Origin of the sequence: Pseudomonas sp. RA_35y_Pfl2_P32, from assembly GCF_963970735.1 — a bacterium.
Lineage (GTDB): Bacteria > Pseudomonadota > Gammaproteobacteria > Pseudomonadales > Pseudomonadaceae > Aquipseudomonas.
In genome coordinates this window covers 92,950-105,914 of record NZ_CAXAQF010000021.1, presented here as the reverse complement: position 1 = coordinate 105,914, position 12,965 = coordinate 92,950, and the positions used below count along the sequence as shown (strand labels likewise).

The 12,965-nt window shown below is 55.0% G+C and carries 24 protein-coding genes; all 24 read left to right on the top strand.

Translation table 11 applies throughout. The features are described 5' to 3' along the window. Nucleotides 1–6: 6 nt before the first annotated feature. The 24 genes from rplV (at nucleotide 7) to bfr (ending at nucleotide 12,922) form a co-directional block, all read left to right on the top strand. The gene (gene rplV / locus AACY45_RS21140; protein ID WP_003103908.1) at nucleotides 7–339 is read left to right on the top strand and encodes a 50S ribosomal protein L22; all 333 of its coding nucleotides are present in this window, start codon (nucleotides 7–9) and stop codon (nucleotides 337–339) included. Nucleotides 340–352: 13 nt separating this feature from the next. Next, nucleotides 353–1,039 carry a 30S ribosomal protein S3 gene (rpsC, locus tag AACY45_RS21135; RefSeq protein WP_003176422.1) on the top strand — a complete coding sequence of 229 codons (687 nt, stop codon included), beginning with the start codon at nucleotides 353–355 and terminating at the stop codon, nucleotides 1,037–1,039. 12 nt (nucleotides 1,040–1,051) lie between these two features. Continuing rightward, the gene (gene rplP, locus AACY45_RS21130) at nucleotides 1,052–1,465 is read left to right on the top strand and encodes a 50S ribosomal protein L16 (protein ID WP_027898303.1); all 414 of its coding nucleotides are present in this window, start codon (nucleotides 1,052–1,054) and stop codon (nucleotides 1,463–1,465) included. Next, on the top strand, nucleotides 1,465–1,656 hold the full coding sequence (gene rpmC, locus AACY45_RS21125; protein WP_002555481.1) for a 50S ribosomal protein L29: 192 nt from the start codon (nucleotides 1,465–1,467) through the stop codon (nucleotides 1,654–1,656). Before rplP ends, rpmC begins: the two co-directional genes overlap by 1 nt. 2 nt (nucleotides 1,657–1,658) lie before the next feature. Beyond that, complete coding sequence (gene rpsQ / locus AACY45_RS21120; RefSeq protein WP_003176419.1) at nucleotides 1,659–1,925, top strand: 30S ribosomal protein S17; 267 nt, start codon at nucleotides 1,659–1,661, stop codon at nucleotides 1,923–1,925. Nucleotides 1,926–1,948: 23 nt separating this feature from the next. Beyond that, nucleotides 1,949–2,317, top strand: a complete 369-nt coding sequence (rplN, locus tag AACY45_RS21115; RefSeq protein WP_002555479.1) for a 50S ribosomal protein L14 — start codon at nucleotides 1,949–1,951, stop codon at nucleotides 2,315–2,317. A gap of 11 nt (nucleotides 2,318–2,328) precedes the next feature. Continuing rightward, nucleotides 2,329–2,643 (top strand): 50S ribosomal protein L24, encoded by a 315-nt coding sequence (gene rplX / locus AACY45_RS21110; RefSeq protein WP_003176416.1) that lies wholly within the window; start codon nucleotides 2,329–2,331, stop codon nucleotides 2,641–2,643. A 22-nt stretch (nucleotides 2,644–2,665) separates the two neighbouring features. After that, complete coding sequence (rplE, locus tag AACY45_RS21105; RefSeq protein ID WP_003210069.1) at nucleotides 2,666–3,205, top strand: 50S ribosomal protein L5; 540 nt, start codon at nucleotides 2,666–2,668, stop codon at nucleotides 3,203–3,205. A gap of 13 nt (nucleotides 3,206–3,218) precedes the next feature. Continuing rightward, nucleotides 3,219–3,524, top strand: coding sequence for a 30S ribosomal protein S14 (gene rpsN / locus AACY45_RS21100; protein ID WP_007918460.1), 306 nt, complete (start codon nucleotides 3,219–3,221; stop codon nucleotides 3,522–3,524). Between the two features lie 209 nt (nucleotides 3,525–3,733). After that, the gene (gene rpsH / locus AACY45_RS21095) at nucleotides 3,734–4,126 is read left to right on the top strand and encodes a 30S ribosomal protein S8 (RefSeq protein WP_003186040.1); all 393 of its coding nucleotides are present in this window, start codon (nucleotides 3,734–3,736) and stop codon (nucleotides 4,124–4,126) included. Between the two features lie 12 nt (nucleotides 4,127–4,138). After that, nucleotides 4,139–4,672 (top strand): 50S ribosomal protein L6, encoded by a 534-nt coding sequence (gene rplF / locus AACY45_RS21090; RefSeq protein ID WP_003176412.1) that lies wholly within the window; start codon nucleotides 4,139–4,141, stop codon nucleotides 4,670–4,672. Between the two features lie 10 nt (nucleotides 4,673–4,682). Further along, complete coding sequence (gene rplR / locus AACY45_RS21085; RefSeq protein ID WP_003186037.1) at nucleotides 4,683–5,033, top strand: 50S ribosomal protein L18; 351 nt, start codon at nucleotides 4,683–4,685, stop codon at nucleotides 5,031–5,033. Between the two features lie 3 nt (nucleotides 5,034–5,036). Continuing rightward, a complete protein-coding gene (gene rpsE / locus AACY45_RS21080) occupies nucleotides 5,037–5,537 on the top strand; it encodes a 30S ribosomal protein S5 (protein WP_003186035.1) in 501 nt (166 codons plus the stop codon). Between the two features lie 2 nt (nucleotides 5,538–5,539). Continuing rightward, the gene (rpmD, locus tag AACY45_RS21075; RefSeq protein ID WP_003186033.1) at nucleotides 5,540–5,716 is read left to right on the top strand and encodes a 50S ribosomal protein L30; all 177 of its coding nucleotides are present in this window, start codon (nucleotides 5,540–5,542) and stop codon (nucleotides 5,714–5,716) included. Between the two features lie 3 nt (nucleotides 5,717–5,719). Then, complete coding sequence (gene rplO / locus AACY45_RS21070) at nucleotides 5,720–6,157, top strand: 50S ribosomal protein L15 (protein WP_003228720.1); 438 nt, start codon at nucleotides 5,720–5,722, stop codon at nucleotides 6,155–6,157. Continuing rightward, nucleotides 6,158–7,486, top strand: coding sequence for a preprotein translocase subunit SecY (gene secY, locus AACY45_RS21065; protein WP_186532290.1), 1,329 nt, complete (start codon nucleotides 6,158–6,160; stop codon nucleotides 7,484–7,486). Nucleotides 7,487–7,510: 24 nt separating this feature from the next. Continuing rightward, a complete protein-coding gene (gene rpmJ, locus AACY45_RS21060) occupies nucleotides 7,511–7,627 on the top strand; it encodes a 50S ribosomal protein L36 (RefSeq protein WP_002555468.1) in 117 nt (38 codons plus the stop codon). Nucleotides 7,628–7,757: 130 nt separating this feature from the next. Continuing rightward, a complete protein-coding gene (gene rpsM, locus AACY45_RS21055; RefSeq protein ID WP_003186020.1) occupies nucleotides 7,758–8,114 on the top strand; it encodes a 30S ribosomal protein S13 in 357 nt (118 codons plus the stop codon). Between the two features lie 30 nt (nucleotides 8,115–8,144). Then, a complete protein-coding gene (gene rpsK / locus AACY45_RS21050) occupies nucleotides 8,145–8,534 on the top strand; it encodes a 30S ribosomal protein S11 (protein ID WP_002555466.1) in 390 nt (129 codons plus the stop codon). 18 nt (nucleotides 8,535–8,552) lie between these two features. Next, nucleotides 8,553–9,173, top strand: a complete 621-nt coding sequence (rpsD, locus tag AACY45_RS21045) for a 30S ribosomal protein S4 (RefSeq protein ID WP_003210056.1) — start codon at nucleotides 8,553–8,555, stop codon at nucleotides 9,171–9,173. 22 nt (nucleotides 9,174–9,195) lie between these two features. After that, complete coding sequence (locus tag AACY45_RS21040; protein ID WP_007924176.1) at nucleotides 9,196–10,197, top strand: DNA-directed RNA polymerase subunit alpha; 1,002 nt, start codon at nucleotides 9,196–9,198, stop codon at nucleotides 10,195–10,197. Nucleotides 10,198–10,239: 42 nt separating this feature from the next. Continuing rightward, nucleotides 10,240–10,626 (top strand): 50S ribosomal protein L17, encoded by a 387-nt coding sequence (gene rplQ, locus AACY45_RS21035; protein WP_024778333.1) that lies wholly within the window; start codon nucleotides 10,240–10,242, stop codon nucleotides 10,624–10,626. Between the two features lie 227 nt (nucleotides 10,627–10,853). Beyond that, a complete protein-coding gene (locus AACY45_RS21030; RefSeq protein ID WP_339547233.1) occupies nucleotides 10,854–12,308 on the top strand; it encodes a catalase in 1,455 nt (484 codons plus the stop codon). Nucleotides 12,309–12,457: 149 nt separating this feature from the next. Then, nucleotides 12,458–12,922: a bacterioferritin gene (gene bfr, locus AACY45_RS21025; RefSeq protein ID WP_166591484.1), complete on the top strand. Its 465-nt coding sequence runs from the start codon at nucleotides 12,458–12,460 to the stop codon at nucleotides 12,920–12,922. The last annotated feature ends 43 nt before the right edge of the window (nucleotides 12,923–12,965 follow it).

Below are 12,965 nucleotides of genomic sequence, written 5' to 3'. Positions count from 1 at the left end.
TAGGAAATGGAAGTAGCCGCTAAGTTGTCGGGCGCTCGAATCTCCGCCCAGAAAGCCCGCTTGGTCGCCGACCAGATCCGCGGGAAGAAGGTGGGCGAAGCGCTCAACCTGTTGGCTTTCAGCAGTAAGAAAGCCGCCGAGATCATGAAGAAAGTGCTGGAGTCGGCCGTAGCCAACGCCGAGCATAACGAAGGCGCAGACGTTGATGACCTGAAGGTCAGCACCGTTTTCGTCAACGAAGGGCGTTCGCTGAAGCGCATCATGCCACGTGCCAAAGGCCGTGCTGATCGCATCGTCAAGCGGTCTTGCCATATCACTGTCAAGGTTGCTGACAAGTAACGGAGTCGAAGAGATGGGTCAGAAAGTACATCCCATTGGCATTCGCCTGGGAATCGTCAAGGAGCACACCTCCGTCTGGTACGCAGACGGTCGGACTTATGCGGACTACTTGTTCGCTGATCTGAAGGTGCGTGAGTATCTCCAAGACAAACTAAAAAGCGCGTCCGTAAGTCGTATCGATATCCATCGTCCGGCCCAAACTGCACGTATCACCATCCACACCGCTCGTCCAGGTATCGTTATCGGGAAGAAAGGTGAAGATGTTGAGAAACTGCGCCAGGACCTGACCAAGCAAATGGGTGTGCCTGTGCACATCAATATCGAAGAGATCCGCAAGCCGGAGCTCGACGGTATGCTGGTTGCGCAGAGCGTAGCTCAGCAGCTGGAGCGTCGCGTAATGTTCCGTCGCGCTATGAAGCGCGCTGTTCAGAACGCCATGCGCATTGGTGCCAAAGGCATCAAAATCCAAGTGAGCGGTCGTCTCGGCGGTGCTGAAATCGCACGTACTGAATGGTATCGCGAAGGTCGTGTGCCACTGCACACCCTGCGTGCCGACATCGACTATGCCAACTACGAAGCTCACACCACTTACGGTGTGATCGGTGTAAAGGTTTGGATCTTCAAAGGCGAAGTAATTGGTGGTCGCCAAGAAGAGCTGAAACCACAAGCACCAGCGCCTCGTAAAAAAGCTGCTAAGTAAGGGGTACGCCAAATGTTGCAACCAAAGCGTACGAAGTTCCGCAAGCAAATGACTGGCCACAACCGTGGTCTGGCATTGCGCGGTAGCAAAGTCAGCTTCGGCGAGTATGCGCTGAAGTCTGTAGCTCGTGGTCGTCTCACCGCTCGTCAGATCGAGTCAGCGCGTCGTGCTCTGACCCGTCACGTAAAACGTGGCGGCAAGATCTGGATCCGTGTGTTCCCGGACAAGCCTGTAACCAAAAAGCCACTCGAAGTTCGGATGGGTAAAGGTAAGGGTAACGTGGAGTACTGGGTTGCCCAGATTCAGCCAGGCAAAGTCCTGTATGAAATCGAGGGTGTTTCTGAAGAGTTGGCGCGTGAGGCCTTCGCCCTGGCTGCTGCAAAGCTGCCACTCGCCACCTCCTTTGTTAAGCGGACGGTGATGTGATGAAAGCGAATGAACTTCGTGAAAAATCAGCACAGCAGCTGAACGAGCAACTGCTCGGCCTGCTGCGCGACCAGTTCAATCTGCGTATGCAGAAAGCAACTGGCCAGTTGGGGCAGTCTCATCTGCTCTCGCAAGTTAAGCGTGACATCGCTCGCGTGAAGACTGTGCTCAACCAGCAGGCAGGTAAGTAATCATGGCTGAAGCCGAAAAAACTGTCCGTACGCTGACTGGCCGTGTTGTCAGCGACAAGATGGACAAGACCATCACCGTTCTGATCGAGCGTCGCGTTAAGCACCCGATCTACGGTAAATACGTTAAGCGTTCGACTAAGCTGCACGCGCACGACGAAACCAATCAGTGCCACATCGGCGACAAAGTCACTATTCGTGAAACTCGTCCGCTGGCCAAGACCAAGTCTTGGGCACTGGTTGATGTTCTCGAACGCGCTGTGGAAGTCTAAGGACTAGGGGTCGGAGAAATTATATGATTCAGACTCAATCCATGCTCGATGTGGCCGATAACAGCGGCGCACGCCGCGTTATGTGCATCAAGGTGCTGGGTGGCTCCCATCGTCGTTACGCTGGTATCGGTGACATCATCAAAGTTACCGTGAAGGAAGCAATTCCTCGCGGTAAAGTGAAAAAAGGCCAAGTGATGACTGCTGTTGTAGTCCGCACTCGTCACGGCGTTCGCCGTGCTGATGGCTCCATTATCCGCTTTGATGGCAACGCTGCTGTTCTGTTGAACAACAAGCAAGAGCCGATCGGCACCCGTATCTTTGGGCCAGTGACCCGTGAACTTCGTACTGAGAAGTTCATGAAGATCGTCTCGCTCGCCCCAGAAGTGCTGTAAGGAGATCCGACATGCAAAAGATTCGTCGTGACGACGAGATCATCGTGATCGCCGGCAAAGACAAAGGTAAGCGCGGTAAGGTGCTTAAGGTTCTCGCTAACAACCGTCTGGTTATTGGTGGTCTGAACCTGGTCAAGCGTCATACCAAGCCTAACCCGATGTCGGGCGTACAAGGCGGTATCGTCGAAAAAGAGGCTCCACTGGACGCTTCTAACGTCGCCATTTTCAACGGCGAAACCAACAAGGCTGACCGCGTTGGTTTCAAAGTAGAAGACGGCAAGAAAATTCGTGTCTTCAAGTCGACCCAAAAAGCGGTTGATGCTTGAACACTGCTAGGTAGATAAGACCATGGCACGACTAAAAGAGATTTACCGGAAGGAAATCGCTCCGAAACTTAAGGAAGAACTTAAGCTTTCGAACGTGATGGAAGTTCCGCGCGTTACCAAAATCACCCTGAACATGGGTCTGGGCGAAGCGATCGGCGACAAAAAAGTCATCGAGCACGCTGTTGCTGACCTGGAAAAGATCACCGGTCAAAAAGTCGTTGTGACTTACGCTCGGAAATCCATTGCTGGCTTTAAAGTCCGTGAAGGTTGGCCGATCGGCGTCAAAGTGACTCTGCGCCGTGAGCGTATGTACGAGTTCCTGGATCGTCTGCTGTCGATCTCCCTGCCTCGGGTTCGCGACTTCCGCGGCCTGAATGCCAAGTCCTTCGATGGTCGTGGTAACTACAGCATGGGCGTGAAAGAGCAGATCATTTTCCCGGAAATCGATTACGACAAGATCGACGCTCTCCGCGGTCTGGACATTACCCTGACCACCACTGCCAAGAACGATGATGAAGGCCGCGCTCTGCTGCGTGCTTTCAAATTCCCGTTCCGCAACTGATTGGAGTAGGAAAATGGCCAAGAAGAGCATGAAAAACCGTGAGCTGAAGCGTCAGCTCACCGTTGCCAAGTACGCCACCAAGCGTGCAGCGCTGAAAGCTATCATCGTTGATCTGAACGCAAGTCCAGAAGCGCGTTGGGAAGCTACCGTAGCTCTGCAGAAGCAGCCACGTGACGCAAGCGCTGCGCGCATGCGTAACCGCTGCCGCCTGACTGGTCGTCCGCACGGCGTTTACCGCAAGTTCGGCCTCGGCCGTAACAAGCTGCGTGAAGCTGCAATGCGTGGTGACGTACCAGGTCTGGTTAAAGCCAGCTGGTAAGTGCTGTCAAAGTCTCGATGGTCGGGATCGTATGATCCCGACCATCGGTGGCCTTGAATCTGAATCAAGCCCCTTTTGGGGCTTGATTCATTTCTGGAGTGTGTCTAGAATATCCGGCTCGCCTGAGCCCGTGTTTTTTATGCTCGGAGATTCTCGGCGACATGTAGTAGCCGCAAGGCTAATTTTTCTGTATTAGGAGCGTCTAGCCCATGAGTATGCAGGACCCGTTAGCGGACATGCTAACTCGAATCCGTAATGCCCAGATGGCTGAAAAGTCCGTCGTAAGCATGCCGTCTTCCACGTTGAAGGTGGCTGTAGCTAAAGTCCTGAAGGACGAAGGTTACATCGCGGGTTATCAGATCAGCAGCGAAATCAAACCACTGCTGTCTATCGAGCTGAAATATTTCGAAGGCCGTCCGGTCATCGAAGAAGTGAAGCGCGTTAGCCGTCCAGGCTTGCGTCAGTACAAGTCCGTCGATGATCTGCCAAAAGTTCGTGGCGGTCTCGGTGTGTCTATCGTCTCCACCAACAAAGGTGTGATGACGGATCGTGCTGCGCGCGCTGCCGGTGTCGGCGGCGAAGTTCTTTGCACTGTGTTCTAAGGGGGGATAAGCATGTCTCGCGTCGCTAAGAACCCCGTTAAGCTGCCAGCCGGTGTCGAAGTAAAATTCGCAGGCCAACAGCTTTCGGTGAAGGGTGCCAAGGGTACTCTTGAACTGAACATCCATTCGTCCGTTGAGATCGTTGAAGAAGCCGGTGAGCTGCGTTTTGCTGCTCGCAATGGCGATCAACAGACTCGCGCAATGGCTGGTACCACTCGTGCGTTGGTAAACAACATGGTCCAAGGCGTAAGCCAAGGCTTCGAGCGCAAGCTCCAGCTGGTCGGTGTTGGTTACAAAGCGCAAGCAAAAGGCACAGTGCTGAACCTGGCTCTCGGCTTCTCGCACCCAGTGGATTACGAACTGCCGGAAGGCATCACCGCTGAGACTCCTAGCCAGACCGATATCCTGATCAAGGGCATCGACAAGCAGCTGGTAGGTCAAGTGGCCGCCGAGATCCGCGACTTCCGTCCACCAGAGCCGTACAAAGGCAAAGGTGTGCGCTACGCGGACGAAGTCGTCCGTCGTAAAGAAGCCAAGAAGAAGTAGGGCATAGCAAATGACCGACAAAAAAGTTACTCGACTGCGTCGCGCTCGCAAAGCACGCCTGAAAATGCACGAACTCGAAGTCGTGCGTCTCTGCGTGTTCCGCTCTTCGCAGCACATCTACGCCCAGGTCATTTCGGCCGACGGCAACAAAGTTCTGGCATCTGCCTCGACTTTGGACAAAGAACTGCGTGATGGTGCCACTGGCAACATTGACGCGGCCACAAAGGTTGGCCAGCTGGTCGCTACGCGTGCTAAGGCCGCTGGCGTCTCGCAAGTGGCTTTCGACCGCTCTGGCTTCAAGTACCACGGCCGCGTTAAAGCGCTGGCTGATGCTGCTCGTGAAGCTGGGCTGGAGTTCTAAGTTATGTCAAATAACGACCAAAAGCGCGACGAAGGCTACATCGAGAAGCTGGTTCAAGTTAACCGCGTAGCCAAAACCGTTAAAGGCGGCCGTATCTTCACTTTCACCGCGTTGACCGTGGTAGGTGATGGTAAGGGCCGTGTTGGCTTCGGCCGTGGCAAGTCGCGTGAAGTGCCTGCTGCAATCCAGAAGGCAATGGAAGCTGCTCGTCGCAACATGATCCAAGTGGACCTGAACGGCACCACTCTGCAGTACGCAATGAAGTCCGCCCATGGCGCTTCCAAGGTGTACATGCAGCCTGCCTCTGAAGGTACCGGTATCATCGCTGGCGGCGCTATGCGTGCTGTCCTCGAGGTTGCTGGCGTTCAGAACGTTCTGGCCAAGTGCTACGGCTCGACTAACCCGGTAAACGTGGTTCACGCCACTTTCAAAGGTTTGAAAGCTATGCAATCTCCTGAATCCATTGCCGCCAAGCGTGGCAAAAGCGTCAAGGAGATCTTCTGATCATGGCTACCGTTAAAGTAACGCTGATCAAAAGCATGACCGGCCGCATCCCTAACCACAAACTGTGCGTTAAGGGTCTGGGTCTGCGTCGCATCGGTCACACTGTAGAAGTACTGGATACTCCCGAGAATCGCGGGATGATCAACAAGGCTTACTACATGCTGCGTGTCGAGGGTTAATCGATGAAACTCAATGATCTGAGTCCAGCGCCGGGTTCCCGTCGCGAAAAGCATCGTCCGGGCCGTGGTATCGGTAGCGGTTTGGGTAAGACTGGTGGCCGTGGCCACAAAGGTCAAACCTCCCGCTCCGGTGGCACCATTGCTCCAGGCTTTGAAGGCGGCCAACAGCCGCTGCATCGTCGCCTGCCTAAGTTCGGTTTCGTTTCCCTGAAAGCCATGGATCGCGCAGAAGTGCGTCTGTCCGAGCTGGCTAAAGTGGAAGGCGACATCGTCACTGTGCAGTCCCTGAAAGATGCCAACGTGATCAACGTCAACGTACAGCGTGTGAAAATCATGCTGTCCGGTGAAGTGACTCGCGCTGTCACTATCGGCAAGGGAATCGGCGCCACCAAAGGTGCGCGTGCGGCTATCGAAGCAGCTGGCGGCAAGTTCGAGGAATAAATGGCTAAGCAAGGTGCTCTCTCTGCGCTCGGCAAAGGCGGTATGTCTGAACTCTGGGCTCGTCTGCGTTTTCTGTTCCTGGCGATTATCGTCTACCGAATAGGCGCACACATCCCGGTTCCAGGTATCAACCCGGACCGACTCGCGGACCTGTTTCGACAGAATGAGGGGACCATTCTTAGCTTGTTCAACATGTTTTCCGGCGGCGCGCTGGAGCGGATGAGCATCTTTGCACTGGGGATCATGCCGTACATCTCGGCATCGATCATCATGCAGCTGATGACAGCCGTCAGCCCGCAGTTGGAGCAGTTGAAGAAGGAAGGTGAAGCTGGGCGTCGCAAGATCGCTCAGTACACCCGCTACGGCACTGTCGTCCTCGCTCTCGTCCAGGCAATTGGCATGTCCATTGGTCTGGCAGGGCAGGGCGTTGCGTTCACTGGTGACTTTGGCTTCCATTTCGTTGCGGTAACCACTTTTGTGGCAGGCGCAATGTTCATGATGTGGCTGGGTGAGCAGATTACTGAGCGTGGTGTTGGCAACGGTATCTCGATGTTGATTTTCGCAGGTATCGTCGCCGGTCTTCCGAGAGCGATCGGGCAGTCTTTCGAGTCTGCGCGTCAGGGTGATATCAACATTTTTGCCCTGGTTGCCATCGGTTTGCTGGCAGTAGCGATTATCGGTTTTGTGGTGTTCATTGAGCGTGGTCAGCGTCGTATTGCTGTTCATTACGCCAAGCGTCAGCAGGGCCGCAAGGTGTTTGCTGCGCAGACCAGCCACTTGCCGCTGAAGGTGAACATGGCCGGTGTTATTCCGGCCATTTTCGCGAGCAGCATCTTGCTGTTCCCGGCTTCGTTGGGTACCTGGTTTGGTCAGTCTGAAGGTATGGGCTGGCTGCAGGACATCTCGCAGTCGATCGCTCCTGGTCAGCCGTTGAATATTCTGCTGTTTAGTGCAGGGATTATTTTCTTCTGCTTCTTCTATACGGCGTTGATGTTCAATCCGAAAGACGTAGCGGAAAACCTGAAGAAGTCCGGTGCCTTTATTCCGGGCATCCGTCCAGGTGAGCAGTCTGCGCGCTACATTGATGGCGTTCTGACTCGTTTGACCCTGTTCGGTGCTCTATATATGACGGCCGTGTGTCTGTTGCCCCAGTTCCTGGTGGTTGCGGCAAACGTTCCGTTCTACCTTGGCGGGACCTCGTTGCTGATCGTCGTCGTGGTTGTGATGGACTTCATGTCCCAAGTACAATCGCACCTCGTTTCGCACCAGTACGAATCCCTGATGAAGAAAGCCAACCTGAAGGGTTACGGCAGCGGCATGCTGCGCTGACCCATAAGGTTCGAGGAGTTGGTGATGAAAGTTCGTGCATCGGTGAAAAAGCTGTGCCGTAACTGCAAGATTATTCGCCGCGAAGGTGTTGTTCGAGTAATTTGCAGCGCGGAACCGCGTCACAAACAGCGCCAAGGCTGAGTGTGATTGTGCTTCAAGCCCGGCAGCTAGTGCGCTGCCGGGTTGATTATTTGTTATTACAGCGATATTATCTCGCGCCCTATTTCTTGGCTTCCGGGGCGTAGGTAGCTGTCAATTGGAGTCCCACTGAATGGCCCGTATTGCAGGCGTCAACATTCCAGATAACAAGCATACTGTTATCTCGCTGACCTACATCTATGGTGTTGGTCGCACTACTGCGCAGAAGATCTGTGCAGTGACTGGGGTAAACCCAGCAGCAAAGATCAAAGATCTGAGCGACGAGCAAATTGAACAGCTGCGTGGCGAAGTGGCGAAGTTCACCACTGAAGGTGATCTGCGTCGCGAAATCAACATGAAAATCAAGCGCTTGATGGACCTCGGTTGCTATCGCGGTCTGCGTCATCGTCGTGGTCTGCCAGTACGCGGTCAGCGTACCAAGACCAACGCGCGTACCCGTAAAGGTCCGCGTAAGCCGATCCGCAAGTAATCGCCCCAGCGAATCGACAGGAAAATTATCATGGCAAAACCTGCTGCTCGTCCTCGTAAAAAAGTTAAAAAGACAGTGGTTGATGGCATCGCCCACATCCATGCATCTTTTAACAACACCATCGTGACCATCACCGACCGTCAAGGTAACGCGCTTTCTTGGGCTACCTCCGGTGGTTCGGGTTTCCGCGGTTCCCGCAAGTCCACCCCGTTCGCTGCTCAAGTAGCTGCTGAACGTGCTGGTCAAGCTGCGCTGGAATATGGCCTGAAAAACCTCGACGTTAACGTCAAAGGTCCAGGTCCAGGTCGTGAGTCCGCTGTCCGTGCTTTGAACGGCTGTGGCTATAAGATCGCCAGCATCACCGACGTGACGCCAATCCCGCACAACGGGTGCCGTCCGCCGAAGAAGCGCCGCGTGTAATCCAGGAGATTGTAAAGAATGGCTCGTTACATTGGTCCAAAATGCAAACTCGCTCGTCGCGAAGGCACCGATCTCTTCCTGAAGAGCGGCGTGCGCGCGATCGAATCGAAGTGCAACATTGAAGCAGCACCTGGTATCCACGGCCAACGCCGCGGTCGCCAGTCCGATTACGGCACCCAACTGCGTGAAAAGCAGAAGGTCCGTCGTATCTACGGCGTTCTCGAGCGTCAGTTCAGCGGCTACTACAAAGAAGCTGCTGGCAAGAAAGGTGCAACCGGTGAAAACCTGCTGCAACTGCTCGAATGCCGTCTGGACAACGTTGTATACCGTATGGGCTTTGGTTCGACTCGTGCCGAATCCCGTCAGCTGGTATCGCACAAATCCGTAAGCGTTAACGGTCAGACCGTAAACGTGCCGTCGTACCAGGTTCGTGCTGGTGACGTGGTCGCGATTCGCGAGAAAGCAAAGAATCAACTTCGCATTGTCCAAGCTCTCGATCTGTGTGCCCAACGTGGCCGCGTAGAATGGGTAGAAGTAGACACTGAGAAGAAGTCGGGCGTTTTCAAGAACGTTCCAGCTCGCAGTGATCTGTCCGCCGACATCAACGAAAGCCTGATTGTCGAGCTCTACTCCAAGTAAGGGCTAGAAAATAGGTGCATCCATGCAGATTTCGGTAAATGAGTTCCTGACACCCCGCCATATTGATGTGCAGGTTGTCAGTCCAACCCGCGCCAAGATCACTCTCGAGCCTCTCGAGCGTGGTTTTGGCCACACCCTGGGCAACGCGCTGCGCCGCATCCTGTTGTCCTCAATGCCCGGCTGTGCAGTAGTCGAGGCCGAGATTGACGGTGTGCTCCACGAGTACAGCGCCATCGAAGGTGTACAGGAAGACGTAATTGAAATCCTGTTGAACCTTAAAGGTCTGGCTATCAAGCTGCACGGCCGTGACGAAGTTACGCTGACCTTGTCGAAGAAGGGTTCGGGGGTGGTTACCGCTGCCGATATTCAGCTGGATCATGATGTCGAGATCGTTAATCCCGATCACGTAATCGCTAACCTGGCGTCTAACGGCGCCCTGAACATGAAGCTCGTAGTAGCTCGTGGTCGTGGTTATGAACCGGCCGACTCGCGTCAGAGCGATGAAGACGAAAGCCGCAGCATTGGTCGCTTGCAGCTTGACTCTTCGTTCAGCCCGGTTCGCCGTATCGCATACGTGGTGGAAAACGCCCGTGTCGAGCAGCGTACTAACCTGGACAAGCTGGTTATTGATCTGGAAACCAACGGTACTCTGGACCCTGAAGAGGCTATCCGTCGCGCTGCAACCATCCTGCAACAGCAGTTGGCTGCGTTCGTGGACCTCAAAGGCGACAGCGAGCCAGTGGTAATCGAGCAAGAAGACGAGATCGATCCGATCCTGCTTCGCCCGGTTGACGATCTGGAACTGACTGTACGTTCGGCTAACTGCCTTAAGGCGGAAAACATCTACTACATCGGTGACCTGATTCAGCGTACCGAAGTAGAACTGTTGAAGACTCCGAACCTGGGCAAGAAATCCTTGACTGAAATCAAGGACGTTCTGGCCTCCCGCGGTCTGTCCCTCGGCATGCGCCTCGACAACTGGCCGCCTGCAAGTCTTAAGAAGGACGACAAGGCGACTGCCTGATCGTCGTAATCACCGAACGTTGTGTTTGGTAAGGAATGAACCATGCGTCATCGTAAAAGTGGTCGTCACCTGAGCCGCACCAGCTCGCACCGCAAGGCCATGTTTCAAAACATGGCGGTGTCGCTGTTCGAGCACGAGCTGATCAAAACTACACTGCCAAAAGCCAAAGAACTGCGTCGCGTTGCTGAGCCGCTGATCACTTTGGCCAAGACAGACAGCCTGGCTAACCGCCGTCTGGCTTTCGACCGTACTCGTTCGAAAGCTATCGTTGGTAAGCTCTTCAACGACCTGGGCAAGCGTTACGCTACCCGTGAGGGTGGCTACCTGCGCATCCTCAAGTGCGGTTTCCGCGCTGGCGACAACGCGCCTATGGCGTACGTCGAGTTGGTTGATCGTGCTACCGGCGGCGAAGCAGTATCCGCTGAGTAAGACGTCAGTCTGAAACGAAGAACCGGGCCTAGTGCCCGGTTTTTTGTGGGCGCTGGAAAAGTACCGACGACGGACGGCGCTATCGCCGTCTATCCGGCACTGCTTTCAATTAGTTAATTTCTATTGATGCTGATCAGTTAATGAATTTGATGGTGTCATGTTCCTGATTAATACTCCCTCTCAGCCGATTAGCCGGCAGTTTCCAAGACTGAAGAGGAAGATTGTGCATGAGCCAGAGTAAAACGCTGACAACCGCCAGTGGCGCTCCCGTCGCAGATAACCAGAATTCCCGTTCCGCCGGTCCTCGCGGCCCGTTGCTGCTGGACGATTTCCACCTGATAGAGAAGCTGGCCCACTTCAACCGCGAAAACATCCCCGAGCGCCGTGTACACGCCAAAGGCTCGGGCGCTTACGGCACCTTCACCGTCACCCGCGACATCACCCAGTACACCAGCGCCAAGCTGTTTGCGGCCGTCGGCAAGCAAACCCCGACCTTCCTGCGCTTCTCCACTGTCGGTGGTGAGCGTGGGTCGGCGGACACCGAGCGCGATCCTCGTGGCTTCGCTTTGAAGTTCTACACCGAGGAAGGCAACTGGGACATCGTCGGCAACAACACGCCAGTGTTCTTCATTCGTGATCCACTGAAGTTTCCTGACTTCATCCACACCCAAAAACGCCTTCCGCAAAGCAATCTGAAAAGCGCGCAGATGATGTGGGATTTCTGGTCGCACTCCCCTGAGGCGCTGCACCAGGTCACTATCCTGTTCTCTGACCGTGGCATTCCTGACGGCTACCGTCACATGCACGGCTTTGGTAGCCACACCTACAGCCTGATCAGCGCCACCGGTGAGCGGCATTGGGTGAAATGGCACTACAAGACCCTGCAGGGGATCAAGAACCTCGCACCGGAAGAAGCCGCGCGCCTGGCCGGTACCGACCCGGATTACGCCCAGCGCGATCTGTTCGGCGCCATCGAGCGCGGTGACTTCCCGAGATGGCGCGTGTGCATCCAGATCATGAGCGAAGCCCAAGCAGCGGCGCATTACGAGAACCCGTTCGACGTGACCAAGACCTGGTCGCAGAAAGAGTTTCCGTTGATTGAAGTCGGCGAACTGGAACTCAACCGTAACCCGCTGAACTACTTCGCCGAAGTCGAGCAGGCCGCGTTTGGCCCGAGCAACATGGTCCCGGGGGTCGGACTGTCACCGGACCGCATGCTGCAAGGCCGTGTATTCGCCTATGCCGATGCGCATCGCTACCGTGTGGGCACCAATCACCAGCAACTGCCGGTGAACGCACCACGCGGCCCGGTCAACAGCTATCAGCGCGACGGTTCCATGGCGTTTGGCAGCAACGGCGGTGCGGCGCCCAACTACGAGCCGAACAGCTTCCCGCAGTCGCCCAAGCAGGCACCGCAGTTTGCTGAGCCGCCATTGGCGTTGAGTGGGGCGGCTGATCGTTACGATCATCGCGAAGATACCGACTACTACAGCCACGCCGGTGCACTGTTTCGCTTGATGAGCGCTGAGCAAAAGGCGCTGTTGGTCAGCAACATTGCTGGCGCCATGTCCGGAGTTTCCGCTGACGTGGTCGACCGTCAACTGCAGCATTTCTTCAAGGCCGACCCGGCGTACGGAGAAGCAGTCGCAACGGCGTTGGGTGTACGGCTTAACGAAGTCTAAACGAGAAGCAGAACCGCCCTCAATTGGGCGGTTTTTGCGTTATTTAAACTACTTTTCTCAGAATATCTTCGCTTTTATCTCGCGAATCGAGTGACCGAACGGTCGCCTTGGTTCAAACTACAGACTTTCAAGCAGGGAGATGTAGGGCGATGCAAGGTCACCCGGACGTAATCGATTACCTCAACACATTGCTCACGGGCGAACTGGCAGCGCGTGATCAATATTTCATCCATTCGCGGATGTATGAGGACTGGGGCTTTACCGAGCTCTACGAGCGCATCAATCACGAGATGGAAGAAGAAGCCGGGCATGCCGATGCGCTGATGCGCCGGATCCTGATGCTCGAAGGCACACCGCGCATGCGCCCGGACGACCTCGACGTCGGGACTACCGTGCCGGACATGCTGGCCGCTGACCTGCGTCTGGAATACAAGGTGCGCGCCGCGCTGTGCAAGGGCATCGAACTGTGTGAGCGGCACAAGGACTACATCAGTCGCGACATGCTGCGCATCCAGTTGGCCGATACCGAAGAAGATCACACCTACTGGCTGGAAAAGCAGTTGGGCCTGATCAAACTGATCGGTCTGGAAAACTACCTGCAGTCGCAGTTTTGATTTTGCAGTGAAAAGATCCCAGCCTTCGGCGGGGTGATTTTTC